Origin of the sequence: Carnobacterium sp. FSL E2-0243, from assembly GCF_038003605.1 — a bacterium.
Classification (GTDB): Bacteria; Bacillota; Bacilli; order Lactobacillales; family Carnobacteriaceae; genus Carnobacterium; species Carnobacterium maltaromaticum.
Genome location: NZ_JBBOPM010000001.1, coordinates 1,842,344 through 1,865,506 on the forward strand (window position 1 = coordinate 1,842,344; position 23,163 = coordinate 1,865,506).

Annotated in this window: 25 protein-coding genes; all 25 read left to right on the forward strand. The window is 31.9% G+C overall.

What is annotated here, in order from left to right:
- The first annotated feature begins 3 nt into the window (after window positions 1-3).
- The 25 genes from MHI00_RS08625 to MHI00_RS08740 all read left to right on the forward strand — a co-directional run bounded on the left by MHI00_RS08625 (window position 4) and on the right by MHI00_RS08740 (window position 23,048).
- Complete coding sequence (locus tag MHI00_RS08625; RefSeq protein WP_341112795.1) at window positions 4-384, forward strand: hypothetical protein; 381 nt, start codon at window positions 4-6, stop codon at window positions 382-384.
- On the forward strand, window positions 384-1,925 hold the full coding sequence (locus MHI00_RS08630) for an FtsK/SpoIIIE domain-containing protein (RefSeq protein WP_341112796.1): 1,542 nt from the start codon (window positions 384-386) through the stop codon (window positions 1,923-1,925). Before MHI00_RS08625 ends, MHI00_RS08630 begins: the two co-directional genes overlap by 1 nt.
- Before the next feature lie 19 nt (window positions 1,926-1,944).
- Window positions 1,945-2,220 (forward strand): hypothetical protein, encoded by a 276-nt coding sequence (locus MHI00_RS08635; protein WP_341112801.1) that lies wholly within the window; start codon window positions 1,945-1,947, stop codon window positions 2,218-2,220.
- 90 nt (window positions 2,221-2,310) lie between these two features.
- Window positions 2,311-2,685 carry a hypothetical protein gene (locus MHI00_RS08640; protein WP_322809968.1) on the forward strand — a complete coding sequence of 125 codons (375 nt, stop codon included), beginning with the start codon at window positions 2,311-2,313 and terminating at the stop codon, window positions 2,683-2,685.
- A 167-nt stretch (window positions 2,686-2,852) separates the two neighbouring features.
- Entirely contained in the window at window positions 2,853-3,149 is a 297-nt protein-coding gene (locus MHI00_RS08645; protein WP_322809957.1) for a TIGR04197 family type VII secretion effector, read from the forward strand.
- Complete coding sequence (locus MHI00_RS08650) at window positions 3,146-3,499, forward strand: DUF3958 family protein (protein WP_341112811.1); 354 nt, start codon at window positions 3,146-3,148, stop codon at window positions 3,497-3,499. Before MHI00_RS08645 ends, MHI00_RS08650 begins: the two co-directional genes overlap by 4 nt.
- Window positions 3,496-4,776 carry a T7SS effector LXG polymorphic toxin gene (locus MHI00_RS08655; protein WP_341112812.1) on the forward strand — a complete coding sequence of 427 codons (1,281 nt, stop codon included), beginning with the start codon at window positions 3,496-3,498 and terminating at the stop codon, window positions 4,774-4,776. The genes MHI00_RS08650 and MHI00_RS08655 overlap by 4 nt, the downstream gene beginning before the upstream one ends.
- A 20-nt stretch (window positions 4,777-4,796) precedes the next feature.
- A complete protein-coding gene (locus MHI00_RS08660; protein WP_341112814.1) occupies window positions 4,797-5,168 on the forward strand; it encodes a hypothetical protein in 372 nt (123 codons plus the stop codon).
- Between the two features lie 399 nt (window positions 5,169-5,567).
- Entirely contained in the window at window positions 5,568-6,854 is a 1,287-nt protein-coding gene (locus MHI00_RS08665) for a replication initiation factor domain-containing protein (protein ID WP_341112816.1), read from the forward strand.
- A 32-nt stretch (window positions 6,855-6,886) separates the two neighbouring features.
- Window positions 6,887-7,303, forward strand: coding sequence for a hypothetical protein (locus tag MHI00_RS08670; RefSeq protein ID WP_229251907.1), 417 nt, complete (start codon window positions 6,887-6,889; stop codon window positions 7,301-7,303).
- Between the two features lie 33 nt (window positions 7,304-7,336).
- Entirely contained in the window at window positions 7,337-7,519 is a 183-nt protein-coding gene (locus tag MHI00_RS08675) for a hypothetical protein (RefSeq protein WP_341112820.1), read from the forward strand.
- A gap of 35 nt (window positions 7,520-7,554) precedes the next feature.
- Window positions 7,555-7,689 (forward strand): hypothetical protein, encoded by a 135-nt coding sequence (locus MHI00_RS08680; protein ID WP_341112822.1) that lies wholly within the window; start codon window positions 7,555-7,557, stop codon window positions 7,687-7,689.
- Between the two features lie 35 nt (window positions 7,690-7,724).
- Window positions 7,725-8,708, forward strand: a complete 984-nt coding sequence (locus MHI00_RS08685; protein ID WP_341112825.1) for a conjugal transfer protein — start codon at window positions 7,725-7,727, stop codon at window positions 8,706-8,708.
- Window positions 8,709-8,736: 28 nt separating this feature from the next.
- Window positions 8,737-8,955 (forward strand): hypothetical protein, encoded by a 219-nt coding sequence (locus MHI00_RS08690; protein ID WP_322809735.1) that lies wholly within the window; start codon window positions 8,737-8,739, stop codon window positions 8,953-8,955.
- 9 nt (window positions 8,956-8,964) lie between these two features.
- On the forward strand, window positions 8,965-9,372 hold the full coding sequence (locus MHI00_RS08695; RefSeq protein ID WP_341112830.1) for a TcpE family conjugal transfer membrane protein: 408 nt from the start codon (window positions 8,965-8,967) through the stop codon (window positions 9,370-9,372).
- Between the two features lie 56 nt (window positions 9,373-9,428).
- A complete protein-coding gene (locus tag MHI00_RS08700; protein ID WP_341112831.1) occupies window positions 9,429-11,939 on the forward strand; it encodes an ATP-binding protein in 2,511 nt (836 codons plus the stop codon).
- 11 nt (window positions 11,940-11,950) lie between these two features.
- On the forward strand, window positions 11,951-13,879 hold the full coding sequence (locus MHI00_RS08705) for a hypothetical protein (RefSeq protein ID WP_341112833.1): 1,929 nt from the start codon (window positions 11,951-11,953) through the stop codon (window positions 13,877-13,879).
- Window positions 13,880-13,945: 66 nt separating this feature from the next.
- Complete coding sequence (locus tag MHI00_RS08710; protein ID WP_341112836.1) at window positions 13,946-14,896, forward strand: bifunctional lytic transglycosylase/C40 family peptidase; 951 nt, start codon at window positions 13,946-13,948, stop codon at window positions 14,894-14,896.
- A 14-nt stretch (window positions 14,897-14,910) separates the two neighbouring features.
- Window positions 14,911-15,537, forward strand: coding sequence for a hypothetical protein (locus MHI00_RS08715; RefSeq protein WP_341112839.1), 627 nt, complete (start codon window positions 14,911-14,913; stop codon window positions 15,535-15,537).
- Between the two features lie 27 nt (window positions 15,538-15,564).
- Entirely contained in the window at window positions 15,565-15,654 is a 90-nt protein-coding gene (locus tag MHI00_RS17725) for a hypothetical protein (protein WP_445662560.1), read from the forward strand.
- Window positions 15,655-16,608: 954 nt separating this feature from the next.
- Entirely contained in the window at window positions 16,609-17,496 is an 888-nt protein-coding gene (locus tag MHI00_RS08720; RefSeq protein ID WP_341112841.1) for a helix-turn-helix transcriptional regulator, read from the forward strand.
- An 84-nt stretch (window positions 17,497-17,580) separates the two neighbouring features.
- Window positions 17,581-20,340 (forward strand): hypothetical protein, encoded by a 2,760-nt coding sequence (locus MHI00_RS08725; RefSeq protein ID WP_341112843.1) that lies wholly within the window; start codon window positions 17,581-17,583, stop codon window positions 20,338-20,340.
- Window positions 20,341-20,349: 9 nt separating this feature from the next.
- Window positions 20,350-20,571, forward strand: a complete 222-nt coding sequence (locus MHI00_RS08730; RefSeq protein ID WP_341112846.1) for a hypothetical protein — start codon at window positions 20,350-20,352, stop codon at window positions 20,569-20,571.
- Between the two features lie 78 nt (window positions 20,572-20,649).
- Entirely contained in the window at window positions 20,650-22,197 is a 1,548-nt protein-coding gene (locus tag MHI00_RS08735) for an AAA family ATPase (RefSeq protein WP_341112847.1), read from the forward strand.
- On the forward strand, window positions 22,194-23,048 hold the full coding sequence (locus tag MHI00_RS08740; RefSeq protein WP_341112850.1) for an HNH endonuclease: 855 nt from the start codon (window positions 22,194-22,196) through the stop codon (window positions 23,046-23,048). Before MHI00_RS08735 ends, MHI00_RS08740 begins: the two co-directional genes overlap by 4 nt.
- Window positions 23,049-23,163: the final 115 nt, after the last annotated feature.

Sequence of the window (23,163 nt, forward strand, 5' to 3'; positions counted from 1 at the left end):
ATTTTGTTTGGATCGAATGTGATGCTTTTTTTCTTTATTTGTTCTGTGTTTGGAATAGGTTGGTTATGGAGTATTAGTGAAAAAAAGGATATTCAAAAGTTAAATGTAATGAGTAGGTACTATTTAGAAAAATCAAATAGAGTTATTATCCTAAAACAATCTTACTATGACCGTAGTCGACGAAAGAAACATATAGAATATGTTAGCAGCTTGCTATATGAAGGGAAAAAAGGAGAGTATCTGTTGCGTGTTAGTGATATTCGACTAGACATGGTTTTTATTTTAGATGATTCAGCTTACTATGATTTGCGGGAGCTTTTGTTTGATTTAAAAGAAAATAACTATCAGAAATTTATTAAGTCAGAAAATCAAGGTGAGGATTGATGTTAAAAAAATTAATTGTCTATCGTGGTCAACGTTTGAAAATGCGACATACAAAATTGTTGAGGAATTACGGCATATTGATGATGGTTCCAGTCATAGTCTTATTAGGCTTTTATTATTATTTCAGACTATATCCGCTCTTTTCAAAAGGGATGGATTTAAAGGATTATACGGTCTATATAGAGCCTGTTAGCGTAACGCTAGGGGCTTTTATTATTGGTGTGATTGGTTCGTTATTTTTAATAAGAACGAGCGTGTTAAGGCAAGGGTTCTTTTTTAATCGCAAGAAAAAACAAATGCTTGCTCGCTTTTTAAAAGGGAATAACTTTGTTGAAAAGATAGAAAAGAAAACAGAAAAAGGGAAAAAAGTAACGGAAAAGTTTACCAAAGTTTATTATCGGTCTAAAAAAGAATTGGATGTTTTTACGTTTGAAATCGGCAACAAGTTTCAACGGAATTTTCTTGAAATTAGTAAAGATTTAGAAAATTTATTTTTGGCGGATTTAATTAATATTGAACGAGAAATGGGCTTTGTTTCCTTTTCTTACTTAATTGATAATATCCAAAAACGATTAAACTTTGAAAATGTGAAAGCTGAAAATGGTCGAATTACCATTATGAAGGGAATTGAATGGTTTTATAAAAAGCTCCCACATATGTTAATTGCTGGAGGTACTGGTGGCGGGAAAACCATGTTCATTTATGCTTTAATCAATGCATTTGGTCAAGTTGGCAGAGTGCACATTGCCGATCCAAAAAAGAGCGATTTATCCCAATTAGCACATTTCCCAGCCTTCGAGGGTTTGGTAGTATCTGAAACGATAGATATATTTGAAATGCTCGAAGAAGCCAACGAGCTGATGGATAAGCGTTATCTGTATATGTTGAATCATCCTGATTTTGTTATTGGTGAAGATTTTGAGTATTACGGATTAAAACCTGAGTTCTATATTATTGATGAATTCGCAGCGTTAATGAGTGAGTTAGAAAATAGTAAAGAAAAAGGCTATCAATGGTGGGATTTTTATGGCTTATTAACGCCTTTGGTATTAAAAGCAAGGCAAGCGGGTATCTTCTTAATTATAGCCACTCAGCGTGCTGGAACTGACGTCATTAAGGGGATTATTAGAGACAATCTTTCCTGCAAAGTATCACTTGGGATTTTATCAGAAGATGGGTATGGTATGTTATTCGGTAACGAAAATAAAAACAAAGCTTTTGTGAATAAACCTAAGTTAATTGGGCGAGGGTATATAAATGTTGGGACAGGTGTTCCTGTAGAACTTTATGCTCCGTTCTTTCAAAAAAGTTTTAATCCTAATGAGTTTTGGAAAGCTTTTCCAGCTATGCCTTTTTCTGATTTATCGGAAGTTAGGGTAAATGAAACGGATAAAGAACTATTAAAAGAATTAGAACCTTCCTTAATTTCTGAGGAAGCCCAATTGATTGAACGAAATAAACAAGCTGTTTTGCTTCAGGAAAAAGAACAGAAACAAGCTTTAGCTGAGGAATTGGCGAAAAAAGCTGGTTTAGATTATTAATTGAAAAGGGGCGAAAAAAATGAGTACAAGCGAACAAGATAATATTGAAGTAGTAAAAGAAAAGGTAAGAGAGCTTTTAAATGAAAAGGGCTATATTGTGGATGGTTCGTTTGAGGGAGATTTCACTACATGGGTAGGTGTCTATGCTCGTCCTAGAAATAGACCAACTTATCTTGATCCTTCTGATTCGGAAGAGGCTGCATTTCAAGATAAGTTTAGCATAAATGGGGTTAAGCAAGATTTTTCAGAATGGTTCGAGTGGAAAATTAAAGGAAATGAATTAGTAGAGTTTTAATTAAGGATTCTCAATTGGCTTAAATTTTTATCTTTAATATAAAGTGGTTGAGATTGTAATATGGAATTGAAAAAAAGTGGAGGTGATTTAATGAATCAAGAGTTAACTTATACAGTGAGTGAGGCAGTGGCTGCATTATCTGATCCAATTAAAACTCAAACGCTTTATTCTTGGGTGCGTAAGATTGAAAAATATACACCTAAATACTTTTTGCGCCGAATAGATAAAGATAATCCCTATTTTGTTCATGGAGAGCCTACTCCTCAATTGTTGATTCGTGAAAAAGAAATTTTACAATTTGAGGAAATAATTCAATTAAGAAAACGTGGAGTACGATTGGAAAAAGCAATTTTTGAAGTATTTTTACGCAAAGATGATTATGAGTTTTTGAGAGAAAATAATTGGAATTACAAGCTTTTGAAAGAGAAAGTGCTTGCGAATTATAAAGACAAGGAGGTTCAATGATTATGAACGCAACAGACTATTTAGAAATTGGTGTCCTTGTCTTTTTAGTATTTTTCTCTATTTTTATGAAAAAGATAGCGTAAATATAACCACTAAAATTTTATGTATAAATTAGATGACATTTGTGATAAAATTAAATATATCATAAATAGAATCGAGGTTAATTTATGGCAACATTTCAAAGTGATCTAAATAAAGCGAGTGCATTAGCAACTCGTTTATCCAATTCAGTAGCACCATTGAACCAAGGAAAGAAAATTCAAACAGCGACATTAACTACTTTACAAGGGAACGGCAAATCCGTATCTTTAACAGAAAAACAACAGGGACTAAAGAATTCATTTGCAGCAGCATTAACACGAGATATTGAAAATATTCATAGTGTCGCAAGCGATTTTGAGGTGATGAATAAAGAATTAGAAAATTTAATGACTCCTGCAGCATTTGGAGGTAAAGCCAAATGATAAATAAAACCGTTGAAGAAGCAACTTATGAACTAAGACAGATTACAGAGCAATTAGATGATAATAGACGTGCTTTTACAGAACATTATCGTAAAAAAGATGATGTTTCTAGTATTTTCAAAGAAGTTACTGATTCTTTTCACGAGGACAAAGAGATTTGGAAAGAGGGAGAAATGAGGTATAAATCTGATTCTATTTTTGATGAGGTTTCTAGTTGTCAAAGTAAATTTTGGAATCAATACGAGGATGATTTAGATGAACTTGAACGTGAACATAGTTATCTTTATCAGAAAGAAACGGATTTAATGACTGAAAAAAAAGAGCTATTAGAAAAGGAAACGACTAAATGAGTATTAATATGTATGTAGGAGAAGTTCGTCAACAAGTTCAGTCTATTAATTCTAATTGTCAGTCAACCGTAGCAACAATGGAACAAATCCAACAAGCCTTAAGTGCGATTATTATAGAGCCTGGCTTAAAAGGGGCAACTTACGATTCAATGAAGAATTATTTCAATACCGTATATATGCCTGTTACAAAAGGGTTTATCTTGGTATGCGAACGAATGATAGAAACGAATCAACAGTTCCTAAATCGGTATTTAGATCAAGTTGATGTTAATAGTTTACAAGAATCTGTTTTAGAAGAACGTATTCGACAATATAATCGGTTGAGCGAAATGTTAGATTCCATAGTTGATCCAATTGGGTTTAATGCAAGAATGATTGATGGGTTGCAAGACATGCGCCAAGAAACAGTCCGAAAATTAGATGCTTTAAGAGAATATGATTATTTTTCTATTCAAATTTTTGATGAATTAGAATCCCAATTGGCAACATTAGAAGCTGGTGTCACTATTTTATCCGAAGGGAAAGCTTGGAATCAATCTACAGGTACCTTTTCGACTATGGGGTTAAACTTAGATTGGGCTGGAGATATTAATAATTCGTGGAAAGATCATCAAAAGAAAAAAGACAAAGATTATGAAGCAAAGCTGTTAAGTGAATTGAAAAACGCTAATATTCAATATACTGACAATAATGGAAAGAAAGTATGGTATATAATAAAAGATGGTAAACGTTTAGATGCTAGTAGGTATAGTCAATTATTAGATGCACAGGGTGAAAGTCTCGTTGGAAAAGGATATAATATTAAAGAAATGAAAATTTCAAAAGATATTGTGATTGTTCCATACAGGGGAGCTGTAGGGAGCACTTCATCAATTTTTGGTGGTGGATTTGCTTTAAGGAATGCACAAGATATAGGAAGTACGATTATAGGAGCAAGCCTATTAACTGAACAACTTTTGAGTATTCAAGTTTCTAAGACTAAGGAACAGGCTGATTTTGAAAAAGCAATTGAAGAAGGTAAACCTAGTGAAAATCACAAAACGCAACCGTATAGTAAAGATAAAAATGGTTTGGAATCAGAAGGTGAACCCAATTCATCACAAGATTTATTAAATCCAGATGGTAGTGTAAAACAAAGAAGATATTATGATAAAAATGGAGACATATTAGAAGATATAGACTATAATCATACTGACAACGGAACACATACTTTTCCGCATAGACACAAATGGGACTGGAATAAACAACCACCTAGACAACCTGAATCAAAATATTAATTATAAAGTGAGGTAACACAATGAAAATGCATGATAATGAAGTTATTTCTTATGAAATAAATCTAAAAGAACAAACAATAAATATAAAAACTCAAACACCTAACGAAAAAGAAGAATGTTTGTGTTTTACTGATGTATTTGCATATCATTTTGAAAACCAATTATTAGGGAGTACTATTCTTGATTTATTTGAAGAGCCAATAGAAAAATTTATTGGAGATAATGAAAATTTGCTAATTGAAGGAAGAAAACATGCTTGGCCTATGCACTATAAAGATATTTCTCAACTGGATGCAAAATTAAATAAAGAGAACTTAAAGTATTACATTATAGCTTCTTCATATGGATTTAGAGGTTGGGTTTTAGCCAAAAACTTGACTATTGAAAAATAGTTGACTTTAAAAAAAGATAATTGATTATAATAATGAACCATAAAGATGAATAATGGCTTGTACAAGTCTCATGTTGTGCATAAAATGCACGTTGAACTACGCTTAAAGCGTAAAGCAACGTGCGTTTTTTGTGTACAAAAATGAACGCAGTAATTGTCAGGGGCGTAAGCCCCTGACAATCCTAATGTCCCCGTTTAGTAACACGGGGTATTAAAATTTGATATTCATGTGGAAAACGTTATGCGAATGTTGCTGGAATAAGATTTGTAGCACTAAAAAAGTTGTTAACAAAAATAGAGGTTTTGTTAACAAGAAAAATAGTTTGAATAATCGTCTAAAATACAGTGTTTAAGTTTTGGATATAGTAAAAAATAGCGGATTTGCTGAAAGGTTGCTGAAATGACAGGAGAAGAGCTGAAAAAACTCAGGAAAAAATTAGGTTATTCCCTTCGAGATTTTGGAGAAAAGGTTGGTTTAAGCCATGTTCTTATTTCGTATTATGAAAAAGGAACTCGTTTTATTTCAGAAAATAAAGAAAAACAAATGTTGACCGCTTTGGGAAGGTCTTTTGAAGAAAAAGGGGAATATGATTTACATGTTCACCTTGATTATCTGCGTTTTACTTTTTTTGATTCTGAGGTATCTATCATTATGAATCATGTATTAGGTATTCAGAAAGGCTATTTTACGTTTCAACCTTCAAATGCTAAAAACTATCAAGGGATTTATAGCTGTGGGGCTATTAAAATTTATGTTAGTACCGTAATGAAACAAGGTCTTTTATTAGAATTAAGTGGTCAAGGTTTAATGGAATTGGAGGAACATTTAGAAGAATATGGGTTAACTTTGGATGACTGGCTGCTAAGAGTGACAAATGAAGAATATTATTTAAAAAAAGGATTGTATTCGAGGATTCAATCCTCTAGGTTAGATACCGCGATTGATGAATTATATAGTGAAGAAAAGGGAAATTATGATCTTCACGAGTTGAAATCGAAAATGGAACATCCAGAAAAAGAATTAATTTCCACGCAATTGGCAGCCGATAAAAATATCGAAGCTAATTTTCATGGAGAACCTCAAGGTTTAACTTTATATTGGGGTTCTGCTAATGGTCATTTTCTAATTCGGATGTATGAAAAAGCGAAGGAGCGTGCAAAAAAAGAACGGAAAGATTATGATATGGTGCTGGAAGAATATGGCGTGGTGAACCGTTATGAATTGCAGTTGAGAGAACATTATGCCGAATTTGTGATTGAAGAATTGGCTAGGGGCGTACCTTTACAAAAGATTTCAATTGACCTATTGCTTTCTAAAATCGAAGTATATGACGAAATCAAAAAAAATAATAAAGTTGAATATACTTTTTCAGAACGGTTTTATGCTGTTTTTGGTCAATTTCAAAAAATAAAGGTTAATGGGAAAAAGACAGAGACAAGCATAGAGCGATCTATGCGCTGGGTTGAAACACAAGTGATTGGTACGTTAAAAATGTTGCGAGAAATCTTTGGTGAAAAGTGGCTTTATGAATGGTTAGAACTTTGTATGTCGAAAATCGAATTTTCTGAAAAACAAGAAAATGTAATCAATGGTGAACTGGCACGTCTCGATAAAAATGAGAATAGTGCCTTTTTGTATTGGAGTAAAGAAATAGCAGAAGAAAAAGAGAAAGAAAGAGTATATTAAAAAACAGAATTAAAAATAAATGAGGTGATGAAATGTATCATAGAAAGGTTGCCCAATTTATTGAACGTTTAGATGAAATTGAACATGAATTGAAGTCGCCTGAAAGTATGAAAATGTCGGACATAAATTCGTGGTGTCGAAAAATTCTATCCTATGAAGAAAAAATTCCAATTATGAAAAAACATGTTTTTCAAGTGGATTTAGACTTTTATGAGAAAAAAGTAAATGAATCTGATTTTTCAATGCACACAAATCGTTTTTTACAAGAAATGGATTTACAAGAACAAGCTGAAAGTAGGTTATATCACTTTTGCTTGTTTATTGATGAAAAAATAAATGTGGCCAAAACGTATGTGTTAGATTTTGAAAAAAGTTTAGATGAGTATCATGAGTTAAAAAGTAATGTTCTTAAACTCAGCGAAATGCATTGGCTGCATGACCGAGTTTGATTATTAAATAAAAATAGAAATGGAGTGTTTGGGATGAAATGTAAAATTACAAATCTAGCGATTTTAAGAGAAAACGGTTTACGTCCAGCGACTATCTATGATTTAAAAATTATAAGAGGGTATTTAGAAGATGGGATTGAGGTATATTACGAATCGAATAATTTACAAGTATACGATGAATTTGATAATCATACTGCTGATTTAGAAAAATGTTAAAAAAATAATTCATTATTTTGGGAAGGGGGATAAAAATGGAAGTTCAACAATTAAATACTCTATTAAATTTATTGAATGAATTTAATATGGAAAATAGCGTAGATATGGACTCTGTTGATAGCACGATTGAAGCTGTTAAACTAGCTATTCGTGAGAGTGAAGAAAATTAAAAAAGTGACTAATAAACCTTTCCAAGGAGGAACCTATGAAATTTACAAAGAAAGAAAAGAAAGTGAAATCTCCGAAACTAAAACAAGTCTCGCAGAAAAAAGCCAATATGGTTATTGTGTTTGCTGCGATTCTTTTTGTAGGAGTGCTTGCTGTTGGAACAATTAAAAATCTATCTTCTGTTACAGCCATTGAAAAATTGAATAAAGAAATGGTGACGTTGAAAAAGGATAATTTAAGTACAGAAACAGAAATTACTCAAATTGATTATCCTCTTGTTGAACGTTATATGGGTGGATTTGTTTCTGCCTATATGAATGTGGATTTATCAAAAGATGAAATCGTACAGCAGCGTTTAAAAAATCTTGAAAAATATTTTGCTTTTGATGTTTCTAAATTAAATGACAATCTGGATAAAAAAACAACTAGAAAATTAACGTCTCTAAACTTGTTAAGTGTTCAAGCGATGAAGCAGTATGATCTTGCGAAATATAAAGTCGAGTATGAAATTACTGAAATGAGCCTCAATGAAAAAACGAAAAAAGAGGAAAAGCGTAGCTCAAAAGTGACAAGTATTTTATGTATTCCTTATGTACAGTCTGATGGACTGATTACTGTAGTGAGCCTACCTTATTTTTCAAGCGAACAAGATGTGTATGGAAAAGCTCCAGCTCTTGAAATGTCTGAAAGCTCGGACACTACCGAAGAAATGGCAAAAGTGAAGCCTTCCATTGAAAAATATTTGCCAACGTTCTTTAAAAAATATGCTGAAAGTAATAAAGCGGATTTAACGCTGCTGATGAAAAAAGTAGAATTGATGGGTGGTAATTATGAGTTAGATAAAGTAGATGTTTCGCAAGCTCGTTATTCCTTTGTTGGAGAAAATGTTCTTGTTCAAGTCTATGTGTCCTTTAAAAATAAAGAAACGGATTTCGTTCATACGGAACCTTTCACACTTCAATTAGCGAAACAAGAAAAATCTTGGTTCGTTGTGGATATGCAACATGTCTTTATTAAATAAAAAAAATAAATGAAATGAGGGTTTAAGTATGAGTTTTGCAAATTTAGGTAGTTTTATGAGTAATGATTTTCCGATTCTGGTGGGTGCGCTGTTTTGTTTTTTTGCTTTACAAGCTTGGAAAAAACAAGATTGGTTAAAATTTGCTGGATCGTTAATTTTTGCAGCAGTAATTATCGCTGTAGCCAAAGGCTCTGATATTTGGTCGTTTGTTAATGGAATTTTAAAATGGTTCGGATTAAATTTATAGGAGGATCGTATGGACGAAAAATTTTATGATTATTCAGTTGGACTGAATACTCCCTATTGGATTCAAGAAATAAGGGACGGAAAAGGGCGGTTATTGTGGTGGTTTTCAACACCAATGGAACTGTCTTTTTTTGTAACCTTTTTCCTTGTTTTTCTACTGTGCTTACTTTTTGCGCCTGTGATCCAATTAATCGCAAATTATTCATTTGGATTGGGTATGTTGATTTATTTATATGCGCCTTACCGCTTAGCACGGCTTTATTGTGAGTTTGAGCCAGATGGTAAAAAAATGCATATGTATCTATCAGATGTATTTCAATATGGCATTGATTTTTTGTTAAATAAAACAATTATTTACCAGGGCGAACGAGTAGAGGTAGAAGAGGAAGAAATTGTGTTTGAAAAAATAAAACTATAACGAGTAAAGGCGGAGGGATTTCCTTCTGTCTTTATTTTTTAAGGAGCTGAAAAGAAGTGAAGAAAAAATTTGAGTATCCTGTGCAGAAAATGCAAGGAAATTTAGTTTTAACGAAAGAAAATGAAGCAATCGCTTATTTTAGCGTTCCAAGTATTTCTGTAGCGATTACGGATGATGAAAAGAAGAAAAAAACAAAACAAGATGTGGCGAAAGTATTGAAACGCTTGTTTCCACAAAAATGGTTTGAAATTGCGCTTGTACCAAAAGATTACCGTTTGTTTGAAAAAATGAAAGATGTGGAATCCACTCTTGCAACAGAAAGTAGACCGTTAGGAGTGCAAGTTCTAAATAAGACGGTTTCAGGCTTAACAAAAGAAATGGAAATCCCTTATCAATATGAATGGGTGATTGGGGTTCCGCTCAATAAAAATGATAGCTCATTAGACTTAAAGAAAGCGTTGGCAGATGGGTTTAACCATGTGAGTGAAACCGTAATGGAGAAATTTGGGTATGAGGTAGCTGTGAAAGAAGATTGGTTTGACGACTGGAGAACAGAAGAAGCAGAGGTGTATCAAACTCTTAGCTCTATTCGAGCGAAACGTCTTTCAGAAGAAGAATTGTATTACCACCAACGGTATCAGTTTTTATGGTACATGCCCCATACACAAGAAGAAGTGGTGGCAAATCGCGGAATTGAGAATGTGACAGATACACAAATTACCAGTAAATTAGGGCATTTACGATTGAGTACAGAATACGGACAAAGTTATGTCGATGTGTTGCCAATTGGAAAAATTCCAACCTTAATGAATTTTCAACACATTGGAGAGATTGTACAGAACTTTAATTTCCAAGTGGGTTTAAGAATAAAAGCAGAATTTACAGACGTGAATGGTTCTATGGGTGTACGTGCTAAAATGGAGCGTTCTAGGACACGTACGTCTAACATTATTAAAGAAGCCCACAATACAGGAAGTACACAACAAGACCGTATTATAGAAGGCAAAATTGCTCTTGATGATTTATCTAAAAAGATTGGAAATAAGGAACCTTATGTGGAATATGGAATGTATCTGATTGTAGCAGCTAAAACAAAAGGACAATTGAAGCAACGAAGAAAAACAGTGTTAAGTGCCTTTCAAAATATACACATACACGTTAGTCGTGCGACATTTGACACACCTTACTTGTTCCAAAGTGTCCTTTTTGGAAATAAATTAGAGAAAACAACTCGTAAATGGATTCATAGTTCTACAGCTAGAGGGTTGAGTGAACAAATGTTGTTTACAACGACTTTTGGTGGAACAAATTCAGGATTCTATTTAGGCCGAGTAGATAATGTGTATAACAAATGGGACAGTTTGTCAGAAGCCATTCAAGCTTCACGAAATATCGTTCTATTTAACCCAACGATAGCCAATAAAGAAGGCATTGCTGGAAAGGTCACTAAAAATCCACATATTATTATGACAGGTGCAACAGGTAGTGGAAAATCAGTAGCGGCTCAGGATATATTTTTCCAAATGTCTCTTACGAATGTGAAATTGTTATATGTTGATCCTAAGAAAGAATTGAAAGCTCATTATTTAGCTTTGTGTAATGATCCTATTTTCCGCAATAAAAATCCAGAGCTCGTCAAACATATTGAATCGTTTAATTTTGTTACGCTGGATGTTCGGGATAAAAAGAATTATGGCGTACTAGACCCAATTGTCATTTTAGAACCAACCGATGCAATAGAAACTGCAAAATCCATGATTGACTATTTAGGGAATGGCGAATGGGAAATGACCCAAAAAACAGCAATTAGTAAAGCTGTTAAGAAAATTGTCAACATGCGAAGTCAAGGTGAAAAGGTTGGATTTAAACATGTTATTGAAGAGCTGCGAAGAAATAAAGAAAAAGAAATCCAAGAAGCTGGAGAATATCTATTTGAAATGATTGACGGAACAATCTTAGATTTAGCATTTAGTGATGGTTCAACTAAAGGATTAAATTATGATGATCGTGTCACTATTTTGGAAGTCGCTGATCTAACGTTACCAAAAGAAAAATCCACTAAAATTTCTGAACATGAGCGAAATTCTATTGTCTTGATGTTTGCGTTAGGAAACTTCTGTAAACGTTTTGGTGAAAAAAATCGTCATGAAGAAACAATGGAATTTTTCGATGAGAGCTGGATTTTAACAGCTAGCTTAGAAGGACAGAAGGTTATTAAATCTATGAGACGTGTTGGTCGTTCTCAAAATAATACACTTGTGTTAATCACTCAATCTGTAAATGATGCCAAGAGTGATGATGATACAACAGGATTTGGGACGATTCTAGCCTTTTATGAAGAAAGTGAACGAGAACAAATATTAGAACATGTTGGTCTTAAAGTGAATGATCGTAATTTAAAATGGATTGACAATATGAGTTCAGGGCAATGTTTATTGAAGGATGTATTTGGAAATGTGAATCGTATCTCTATTCATATTTTCTTAGAAAGCTGGTTAGAGTTATTCTCTCCTATGAAGGATACCGTAGCTAGTTCTATTGAAAATAAATATGCTCGTGCGTCGTAGGGGGTGAGTAAATGAATTATGATGAGTATAAACTGTTTCTTGAACCGACTGGCTCGTTAGATGTAATGGGGAAAGTATTTAGTGTGATGCAAACCTTTTTTATTGAAATTCCATTTGCTTTTTTAAGAATAATAACGTCATGTATTACCTTTGTATTAGACTTGTTGGATGTTTCAGCAAAGATTAAAGGTGAACGTTCCGTTTTTTTTGAACAGTCAAAAGATATTTATTTAAAATTTATTGGGGGTTCGAATGGTCGGATTTCAACAGGATCACTTGGTTTTATCCTTTTGATGATGGCTCTTATGTATCTGACATGGCAATTTTTCTTTGGAAAAGGAGGATTTGCGAAAAAAGCCTTACATGTCATTGTTGTGGTTTGTTTAGGATTTGCTTATTTTGGTAATTTCACTGCTCAAGGAACCCAAACGAGTGGGGGCATGTATTTATTTAATACGGTAGATAATGTGTCTGAACAACTAAAATCTCAAATGATTACAACTTTTTCAGTTGGAAAATCAGATGAAAGTCTGACCAGTCAAGATGGGTATGGGGAGTATTATAAGAACTATATCATTTTGAATACATTCAATTATATTAATTCAGGAAACACAAATGGAGAATATGTAACGGGTGAAAAATTAGATCATTCAAAATTAATCCCAGCCGAAAACCTTTCTACAAAAGACAAGAAAAGCTTTTATAAAGAGCGTGAGGGATATTTGAAAGAAATTGCGGAGGAAAATCCATATGTTCAAAACAACGCTGATAAACTCGTTGATAAGATGGTGATGGTCGCGTTGAGTTATGCCAATGCAGTGACATTAGGTTTTCCAATTGTATATGCCAATGTGACACTGAGCGCCTTTCAATTTATTTTTCTAGTCTTGATTTTGTTGTTTCCGTTAGCGCTGTTGTTGTCTTTTATTCCGTTCTTTAGAAACGCAGCAATGCGCATTTTAAAAATGATGCTTGGAATCTTGTTTATGCCTGTTTTAATTGGCTTTATGTTAGGCATTTTCTTTTATTTAAATGGGGTTGTAGATAATTTTATTCTCTCTAAAGCAGCGGATGTTTTAGGTGTGCCTGTAGCAATGGCTGCTTTAGGTGGAACGAGTTTAATTGTGGTGATGTTGGTTTTAATTGTCACTAAAGCCGTATTGTTTACACTTATTTGGAAAAATAAAGGAAAACTTCTGAAATTAGTTTCGGATAATAAGATAGATGACACCGTTGTAAATGCGCCTATGAATAAAATTGAAGAAGTTGGGGAGAAAGCGGTAGATACAGGAACGAATGTTGTAGAAACTGTTGCGGGTGCTTATACAGGAAATCCTCAAATGATGTTATCAGGTGTTGGCGGTTTAATGGATGATGGCGGTGGCACTGCTCCGTCACTAGAGAACGATCCGTTTATGAACGAAAAAAAATCTCTTGATGATGAGGATACTGAGGACGAACTTATTAATGAAGATAAGTCGGTTCTGCCTACTTCACTAGATAAATTTATGGGAGAAGAACCTGAACTTGACGAAAAGGACGAAATTCAAGATGTCCATGTAATGAATAGCGATGATTTGGTTTCTGATAATGAATTAGAAGATAAGATGGAAGAAGATGTCAACGTTCAACTGAACGATTTAGATGGGGATGATTTCACTGAGGAGTCTCATTCAGTTTTACCTGAAACGTCTGATTCTGATGGCATTCAGGGAGAAGATTTCGTGGAAACAATCGAAAGTGAAAAGAATGAAATGTTAGGACAATCTGATGAATTAGTTGGGCATCCACTTTTTTATGATTCTATTCCAGATGATTCATTGTTTACCGTACAAGAGATTCCTGATCCTGAACAATTTCAGCAAAACGATAATGAAGGAACAATGGAGTTAAATGATTCAGATGGTTTCTATCAAGAAGCGTTTAATTCAGCTCAATAATTAATAACGAAATGTGAAGCCTTTGATTCAGTGAAGGCTTTTTTATCTTTTTTTAGGAGGTGCGAAATGAAAAAAATCATTCTATTTGGAATTTTTCTGATTCTATTGCCAATTGTGATGGTGCTTACGATTGTGTCCTCCGTTTTTATTATGGGGGATGTGTCAACAACTACCATAGATTCAGGAAATACGACAAACATTGGCTTATCGCCAGAAGTTTTGTCTTATAAACCTTTGGTAGAAAAATATTGTAAGATTGAAAATATTCCAGATCAAGTGAATCTTATCTTAGCGATTATGATGCAAGAATCAGGTGGTCGTGTACCAGACGTTATGCAGTCCTCTGAGAGCTTAGGATTGCCAGTGAATACCTTGCAACCCGAAGAAAGTATCGCACAAGGAGTGAAGTATTATGCCAGTCTGTTAAAGGGTACGAAAGATGAAGATACTGCTATTCAAAGCTATAACTATGGTGGTGGGTTTATTGGTTGGTTAGCAGATAAAGGCGGGAAATACAGTAAAGATTTAGCGGTCCAATTTAGCACAATCATGGCTGCAAAAATGGGCTGGAGCAATTATGGAGATAAAGAGTATGTCCCTCATGTTAGGCGGTATATAGGGAATACCAATCCTACGTTGGATTCAGAATTTCCGAATAAAGTAATGGAAGAAGCGTTGAAATATCAAGGCTTGCCTTATACTTTTGGTGGTGTCCCTCCGTTGGCGTTTGATTGTAGTTCCTTAACGCAATGGTGTTATAGTGCGGCTGGTGTTTCATTACCACGTACCGCACAAATGCAGTACGACACAATGACTATTGTTACGAATGAATCAGAAGCGCAATCTGGGGATTTAGTCTTTTTTAAAGATACCTATGATACGCCTGATTTTATAACTCATGTGGGCATTTATTTAGGAAATGGAAAAATGTTCCATGCGGGCGATCCGATTGGATATGCGGATATTACAACTCAGTTTTGGCAAAGTCATTTTGTTGGATATGGTAGAGCAAAATAAGGGGGAAAACAAGTATGGATAATAGAGTTAAAATGATGACATTCGTCGTACTACTCGCACTAATTATAGGTTGCGGTATCGGATTGGTTTCTTATACTAAACAACAAGCTGTTTCTGTGAGTGGGATAGATAAACGTATAGAAAAGTTAAAGAAAGAGAATGATGCTTTAAAATTACAAAAAGAGCAGCTAGAGGAAGAACAATCGGAATTAATTAATGAAGCGGTGGATTCCTCTGAAAATAGTAGTTCAGTTACAGAAGAAACTAGTCCGAATCAGGAAGAACTGAAGCAATTTATCACTGATTATTTAGAAGTCATGTTCACTTATGGCAGCAATGCAGAACGTAATAAAGCAGTGAGACCTTTTGCTTCTGATAAATACTTTGACTTTATTACTCAGTATAATTCAGATACACCAATTCAATCAACCTATATTGATAGTAAAATCTATGAGGTTTCGGAAGATGGGAGTAGAGCTGTTGTAAGGTTGACTTACTCTTATGGAGTTATAGATATAACACCGAATAAGTATGAAATACTTGTGAGCTTATCTATTAGTAAAAATTCCTCTGGAGCCTATCAAATTGATTCGCAAGAAAATGAAGTGATCCAATACCAAACTCAAACGAAAAAGTGGTGAAAGTTGTGATAATTCACGAATACAAAAATTGCAACTTGTTACTATGAGAAAATCGTAAGCTATAGAAAAACGTTCGAAATTCGGAAAAAGAATAAGGATTTTTCAAGTCGGAGATAGAGTCCTTTTGTAGGAATATGTAAAAGGAGAATATATCCAGATATTATAAAAAAGGCGAAATAAATATGTATTTGTAAAACAAATGGAGGAAGAAAAATGACAATAAAAGAAATAATAGAAGTTCTTAGTTTTGATAAAGCAGATTTAAAAAAGAAAAAACAAGTAAAAATTATGGTAGCTGGTGCTGCTGTCTGAAGGAGAGACGTTTGATTACTCTCAATCGACATTTGCTGATTGGAAAAATTCATTGTCATTTTAATATTTGAGTTGCTTTTTAAAGGTGTATTTTTAAAGTAAGCAAGAAAAAGAGGAATCGAATGAATGATTTCAAAAAAGCAGCACTGTTGTATAGGAGATGCTATTAAACTGTAGAAAAACCATTAGAAGATTGGGTACAGGAACAAAAGAAGAAATAGTAACCAAAAACATCGCTAAATTTAAATTTAGTGATGTTTTTGGTTTTGAAATTTTTTTCAAATTTTAAATACTGATATAAAGCTAAGTTAAATCCCACTAATTCTCATAGTTTAAGATATCATTTTAAAAAGTAGTATATCCTTAAATTTATATTTTCTTTCAGGCATGATTTGTCTTAAGTATATTTTAGGGATACAATATGAAGGTAAAAACATGTGAAAATTCATTTAAAGCATCCAATTGGATATGAAAATTAAAAAAATAAACCCGTCACTTTTAAAATAAGAGACGGGTTTATATACAATAATCAGAGAAAATATTTTTCTTTTCTATTAGGTTACTGGCGTTCAATTATCCATAAGGAATATTTCCGTATGGAGAAAAAACTGTTAAATCTGAAGATAGGTTCATAATATCGTCAATGGTCATGCAAGTGGCCTCCTTTTTGAAAGTTAACTATTTATTACTATATTAATCATAACGTTTAGGGTACAATTAATCAATACTAGTTAATCATAGAAGATAGGGAGTTTAACGATGGAAACATTAGGGGAAGTCATTAAAGAAAAACGTTTAGCAAAAGGACTCAAACAAGGTGAGTTAGCTGAAGGGATTTGTACGCAAGCTACTATCAGTAATTTAGAGAACAAGTCGGGAATGCCGAATTTGCCAATATTAATAGCCATTGCGAACAGACTTGATATTGAATTTAGTGAGATATCTGATTACACGATAATGAATTCTAACTACAATGCAGCTATCTTTAACCAGGTAAAACAATTATGTGCAACGTATAAACATAAAGAGGCGCATGATTTATTAGTAAAAGAAATAGATGTAAAAAAATTAGAAAAATGCTATGAAATTAAGAAGTATCACTATTACTTAGGACTGACGGAGTTAATTGCCAATAAAAATTTTACTGAAGCTCACTACTACTTTAATTTGGTATTGTCTGATAAATCTGAATCACACATAGAGTTGATTGACGTTTTAGCAACAAATGGTGTTGGAATTGCGTACGTACTTAATTCTGATTTAGATAAAGCATTGACCTACTATGAAAAAGCACTTAGTCAATTAGAGGAATTGATAGAAAATCTAGGGGAAATAAGGGATAGTGTTGATATTACTAGTGTTTATTTTAATAGTGCAAAATTTTATTCTCAAATTGAACATTATGAGAAGGCGGTTGATCTCTGTAATTTAGGTATTGCGCTACAACAAATGAATCATACAAATTTCGAGTTAGATCGATTGTTTTATGAAAAAGCATTTAACCTGGCAAAACTAGGAAAAATGAAAGAAGCAGAAGAATTTTACTTCCATGCAGCATCGGCTGCTATTTTAAACAAAAATAAAATTGTCACTGAAGCAATAGCAATTGATATGTCTGATTTTAAGTTGAATAGGTATAACTATTGATAATGACATAAGTAAAAAATTAAATAATGGCAATGTGAATATGCGATTTTAAAGTCTTACATTTTAAAATGAGGAGGAAATAAGTTGAAAATAAAAAGAAAATTAAAAGTGTTTATAAGTTCCAAAATTGGAGATACAAATTCGGATCAAAAATACATGCTTGCAAGAGCGGCAGTAAAAAATATATTGGAATCAACTGGGTTATTTGAAGTGTATGCTTTTGAAAACGAAGGTGCTTCAGTAAGTAGTGCAATTGAACATTTTGAATTTAATTTAAAGGATAGCGATAGCTGCATTTTTTTAATAGATAATAAAGATGGAGTTCCTGAAGGTGTTAAATTAGAGATTGAAACTGTAGAAAAATATAAAATTCCGTCATTGTATTACTTTTGTAATGGAGAAAAAAAGGACAAAACTCAAATACAGATTGATTTGGAACGACCAGATTTACCGAAACATGTAAACATTGAATCTTTTTCCAATTTTATTGAAGATTGTGCTTCTGACTTAATTAATGATCTTATTATGAACTATAAAAGGCCATTTAAAGAATTAGATTCAATTGGAGAACCTGATACGGAAACTATTGAAAATATGTTACCTAATCCAGAAGATATCTTAGTATCGAATATTTTACAAAAAAAACAATATAAGAATGAAATTTGTAGAAATTACTTTGGAAATCTTTTATTTGGATATCCAATGAAAGTATACGAAAAAAAAGATTTTGATTATTATTCTTTTCAATATTTAGCTGTTATGTTTGATGGGAGTAGTATTGAAAACTTTAATTTAAGTCTGTTTTTGGATTCTTTAGAAAATTTATTACCAAATAAATATTTTGAAATAATTTCTAAGCGATGGCAATCAATTCAAAAATATTCTATTGGAAAATATGATGAATCTATTACACTATTGGAAGAAGCGTTAAATCTTGCAACCAAAGAAAAATATGGCATAGTAGAGTGGCTGGTTCAAGATATTTTAATTGATTTAAGAAATAAGTATCAAGAAATAGCTGAAATGAAAAATGAATATTTAACTGAAAATCCAGCACAAAAACAATTAATTGAACGGCAAGAAAAACTATATTACCCCTTAAACGATAGAAATGAATTAAATCTCTTGGAATGGATTGAAAAAGAAAGGCAAAAAAAAGAAACGATGTCGTATTCTACACAAAGTTGGTACGGCGATCTTTCCTCAGTTAGTAATTATATTGCAGATATATTTTATCAAAACATGATGTTTGGCTCAGCGTCACACATGGATCAAATATATTCGTTGATACAGAAATTAAGCTTTCAGTTATGTTCATATGATAATTATTGGCATTGGTTTATGCTAGTTATAAAGAATTCGATAATTTCATCTAATAGAAAAGAAGTTCATAATTTGACTAAACACTTTGATAAATTATTAGAAAAAATGAATGCTGCAGACGCTAAAGAAATTTATGAATACACTAATAATATTAAATTTGAATCTAAAAGATTTAGTAGAAATTTACTTGCCATTTCTGAAATTGGTTATTTTTTAAGCGATGAGGATTTTAAGCAATATTGGGATGAATTGTCAAAAAAAATACTGCTATGGGTAGAAGATGAAAATAGTTCAGTTTTTTTGCAGCCTTATATATTTGATTGTATTAAAAGAATTAACAATAGAGTCAATGATGAATTTATTATTGATTTTTCGATGAATTTGCTAAAATCTTCAAAAGTTAGGTATTATGATGATGTATTTAGCTTGTTAGGAGGTAATTTTATAGAATATTCTGCAGTTAATAGTATAAAGGTAGATGAGCTGTTTGTTATATTAAAAAATTATGTTCAAGAAAATAAAAATTCAAGTGACATAACGTCCGTAAAAAATATTTTTTGTATTATAGGTCAAATTGATTTTTCAAAAAAAATAGAACTTAATAAATTTGTAAATGAAAGTTGGCCAAAATTTTATCGACAAGAATATTTACTGGAAACATCCGATGGTATTGAATATGTAGATTGTTTTCTGAAAAATAAGATATCTGAAATTAGTCGTAATAATAAAACGCAAGGAACTAATGGTGTTTATGCAGGATATTCAAGAAATAGCTTTGGTGAAACATTAAATGTTCTTGCTGAAAAAAAACATTATGAAAACGTCAATTTGCTTGATCAATTGTTTGAAGTAACTTCTGAAACAATTTTATGCTCTAATCAGCTCATTGAGGATAAATTTAATGCATACACGTTACTGATATTTCTTTGTAAATACGATTTAGAAATTATAAGAAGAAATGTAGGCTGTGTCGAAAATTTAATTCATTACAATAAAATTGACGATGCATATGAAACCATGACTAGTTATTTAGAAAAATCTGTACTCTTTTTTTCTCACTTTCTTCTTTTAGAGTGTTTTAAAAAAAATAAATATAAGGACATAATAAATATTATGCCAACTTTCAGATCCGTAGGGAGCCAAATTCAAGTATGTAAAATATTAAAAGTCTTCTTTTTCAATTATGACAATGTTAAGGTTCGATTTGAGTTAGAAAATTTGGTTTTACAATATGCGTTAATATGGATGAATTCTGAATCAGTAGATTTGAGATGGCATGCAGTTCATCTACTCATAAAAATGTTTGATAAGAAAAAAAATAGAAAGATAATTGGACTTCAAATAAGGAATACTATGGATACAGACAATGCCTTAATAAAAAGCCAAATTGTTCATAAATACAAAAAAATTAACAGCTTAGAAAAAAAATTAGGTAAGTATATAGAAAGTAAATCTTTGGAAGACAATAATTTTGTATTAAGAAAAATTATGTTTGAATTAACATCGAAGAATTTAGAATAACAAGATGATATGATTGAAGAAACCAAAAAGTTGAAGGATAAGAATAGTAGCTCATTTGAAAGTGCGAGTAATCAAATTACTGCAGTAAAAGATGAATCACACAATTGTTTTAAAGGAACAGCAGGCAGCAAGTACCGGGTGAAAGTAACGAATAAGAATAAAACGATTATTGGTGTGAAAAATGATCATAATAGTTTAGTGAAGTTGAGTGGTAGAAGAGTAAGTTTATAGATGATGTGAATATCTAAATAGAAAATTGCAGGAAATTAATATTAGTACTATAAAGACTAAATTATAAGGAGGAAAAAAATGAAATATAGTGTTATCGAAACTATTGACTTATCAAATAAATATCCAGAAGGAGTATATTTGATAAAAAACGGATGGGATGATTGGTTCACTTATAGAATTACCTATACTGTTTTGTTTTCTTATTCGGTTAATTCAAATGTTATTAATCTAGGTAGTGTAAAAATTGGAGATTTTGAAAACACTAAGCCATGTAAAGCCTTACCGTCAACATTTAATCAATTAAGTAATGATTACTTTTCAATGGGAACTGATGAGTCATTCTATGCGGAATTAAACAGAAAAGAAGTGAAAGACCATAGAGAAGCAATTTTATATGGATTAAATGATATAGCGTTAGATGTTGAATTATATGAAAAAGCAAAAAAAACTGACGTATTTAGAGTCTCAATTTCACGCGGTATTGGGTATGATACAATGGAATCACAATTTCGAAAAATGGCTTCCGGAGACGCAGAACTTACTGATTATCATTTTAGATATTCAACAGACCATATAGAGTCTAAACGCTCAAAAATTAGCTTAGATTTTAATATAGAGAATCAAAATCATATACCTACTAATATTCATGCAATAATTGGAAGAAATGGTGTTGGTAAATCTTTCTTGCTATCAAGTATGATTAAATCTTTAGTTGAAGTTGAGAAGGATGGGGGGTTTGAGATTTTTGGTCAAATGGATTCTCTTTCATTCTTTTCGAAGTTAGTTACAATTAATTTTAGTTCTTTTGAGGATAAAAAAATATATAAAGATAATCTTGATTCAAATAATTCGATGATTTATCATCATATAGGTTCCACTATGATGATGAAAGATAAAGAAACCAATGATTACTTACCAAAATATATGTCTCCAGATGATTTAATGAGCCAATTTGTAGAAAGTGTTACAAAATGTATTGAAAATAAGCCAACAAGATGGACTGAATGCATGGATATGCTAAATAGTGATCCAGTTTTTGAGGGAATAAAGGTAAGACGTTTAATATTTAATTTCTATGCAGATAAGTCTCCTGGAAAAAATGAATATATAAATCAAGCACAAAAATTATATAAAAACTTAAGTTCAGGACATAAAATAGTTATTTTAACAGTATGTAAATTGGTGGAACTTGCCACTGAAAGAACTTTAATAATTATGGATGAACCTGAATTACATTTACACCCTCCACTTTTATCAAGTTTAATCCGGACTATATCATTTTTATTAAGAAAAGTAAATGGTGCTGCAATAATGGCGACACATTCTCCTATTGTTTTACAAGAAATTCCAACTAGTTGTATATGGAAATTAGAATTATTTGGTGATAATTTATCGGCTGAAAGATTTGATATGTCAACATTTGGAGAAAATATTTCAACATTAAATCGTGAAGTGTTTTCCTATGAGGTAACCCAATCGGGCTTTCATAATTTGCTAAAAGAAGCAGTTAGAGATTATCCAACTAAATCTTTTAACGACTTCATCGAATTTTTCAACGATGAACTAGGTATTGAAGCAATGGGGATATTAAGAGTATTAGTTAGGAAACGAGATGAAAATTTATGAGAGCTCTCGATCCTTTAGATAATAAAATTGAAGATTTTTATGAAGAAATAATTACTAAAAGCAGAAAGAAAGTTGACTATTTAGAAATCTCACAATATATAATAGATAACGAGGCAGAATATAAGAATAAAGGAAATACTGGAAGTCTATATGAATTTGAAGCTAATTATGCTCACCCTAATTCTATTATTATTTGCCAGTTAAGTAAAAAAGATGTTATTAATATTTATACTTCGTATATGGTAGGTCCAGCTAATGATACATTAGGGAGATGTATATATAACAATATTCGAAGCATAACTCAAAATAGTAAATGTCCATATTGTGGACATAGAAATGTTTCTACAGTAGACCACTATTTACCTAAATCAAACTATCCATTTTTGTGTGTGGTTATGGAAAATCTCGTTCCGTCGTGTAAGGATTGCAATACAGATAAAAAAGATAAAAATATTACAAGCAATGGAGATTTAATTATTCATCCTTATTTTGATAGAGAAATTGATAATTATCAATGGTTATTCTGTAAGATAGATCTAATTGATTGGAAAGAAGACAATATATTATTATCTTTTAATGTTAAATCTGTTGATGATTTTAGCCAGAGTTTAAATGAAAGAATCACTAATCATTTTGATGTATTGAATCTTGATAATCTTTATTCTATAGAGGCAAAAGAAGAATTTCAAAATCAAATGGAAAGTTTTAAGGAAGCTATAGAACCAATGGCTAACGATTTAGAAAGATATGAACATTTTTCTGTTCTGGAAAATAAGTATACTAGAAGGTATAAAAATAGCTGGCAGAGAGCATTCTATCAAGGCTTAGCAAATTATTATTTACAAGTCTAAATTACAATAATTAATTTCTATCAAAAATATTTAATATCTTAGCTCATCTTAAAAGATGTGCCTAAATTAAAAATGAGTATGACATTTATTGAAATAACTATTTTTAAAGAATAAT

Bases quoted from the DNA above. Each gene is read 5' to 3' on its own strand.
- MHI00_RS08685 (WP_341112825.1), top strand. From the start codon at position 7,725: ATGAAATTTACAAAGAAAGAAAAGAAAGTGAAATCTCCGAAACTAAAA.
- MHI00_RS08650 (WP_341112811.1), top strand. From the start codon at position 3,146: ATGATAAATAAAACCGTTGAAGAAGCAACTTATGAACTAAGACAGATT.
- MHI00_RS08695 (WP_341112830.1), top strand. From the start codon at position 8,965: ATGGACGAAAAATTTTATGATTATTCAGTTGGACTGAATACTCCCTAT.
- MHI00_RS08635 (WP_341112801.1), top strand. From the start codon at position 1,945: ATGAGTACAAGCGAACAAGATAATATTGAAGTAGTAAAAGAAAAGGTA.
- MHI00_RS08720 (WP_341112841.1), top strand. From the start codon at position 16,609: ATGGAAACATTAGGGGAAGTCATTAAAGAAAAACGTTTAGCAAAAGGA.
- MHI00_RS08640 (WP_322809968.1), top strand. From the start codon at position 2,311: ATGAATCAAGAGTTAACTTATACAGTGAGTGAGGCAGTGGCTGCATTA.
- MHI00_RS08680 (WP_341112822.1), top strand. From the start codon at position 7,555: ATGGAAGTTCAACAATTAAATACTCTATTAAATTTATTGAATGAATTT.
- MHI00_RS08655 (WP_341112812.1), top strand. From the start codon at position 3,496: ATGAGTATTAATATGTATGTAGGAGAAGTTCGTCAACAAGTTCAGTCT.
- MHI00_RS08670 (WP_229251907.1), top strand. From the start codon at position 6,887: ATGTATCATAGAAAGGTTGCCCAATTTATTGAACGTTTAGATGAAATT.
- MHI00_RS08660 (WP_341112814.1), top strand. From the start codon at position 4,797: ATGAAAATGCATGATAATGAAGTTATTTCTTATGAAATAAATCTAAAA.
- MHI00_RS08710 (WP_341112836.1), top strand. From the start codon at position 13,946: ATGAAAAAAATCATTCTATTTGGAATTTTTCTGATTCTATTGCCAATT.
- MHI00_RS08665 (WP_341112816.1), top strand. From the start codon at position 5,568: ATGACAGGAGAAGAGCTGAAAAAACTCAGGAAAAAATTAGGTTATTCC.
- MHI00_RS08645 (WP_322809957.1), top strand. From the start codon at position 2,853: ATGGCAACATTTCAAAGTGATCTAAATAAAGCGAGTGCATTAGCAACT.
- MHI00_RS08740 (WP_341112850.1), top strand. From the start codon at position 22,194: ATGAGAGCTCTCGATCCTTTAGATAATAAAATTGAAGATTTTTATGAA.
- MHI00_RS08715 (WP_341112839.1), top strand. From the start codon at position 14,911: ATGGATAATAGAGTTAAAATGATGACATTCGTCGTACTACTCGCACTA.
- MHI00_RS08675 (WP_341112820.1), top strand. From the start codon at position 7,337: ATGAAATGTAAAATTACAAATCTAGCGATTTTAAGAGAAAACGGTTTA.
- MHI00_RS08735 (WP_341112847.1), top strand. From the start codon at position 20,650: ATGAAATATAGTGTTATCGAAACTATTGACTTATCAAATAAATATCCA.
- MHI00_RS08630 (WP_341112796.1), top strand. From the start codon at position 384: ATGTTAAAAAAATTAATTGTCTATCGTGGTCAACGTTTGAAAATGCGA.
- MHI00_RS08730 (WP_341112846.1), top strand. From the start codon at position 20,350: ATGATTGAAGAAACCAAAAAGTTGAAGGATAAGAATAGTAGCTCATTT.
- MHI00_RS08705 (WP_341112833.1), top strand. From the start codon at position 11,951: ATGAATTATGATGAGTATAAACTGTTTCTTGAACCGACTGGCTCGTTA.
- MHI00_RS08690 (WP_322809735.1), top strand. From the start codon at position 8,737: ATGAGTTTTGCAAATTTAGGTAGTTTTATGAGTAATGATTTTCCGATT.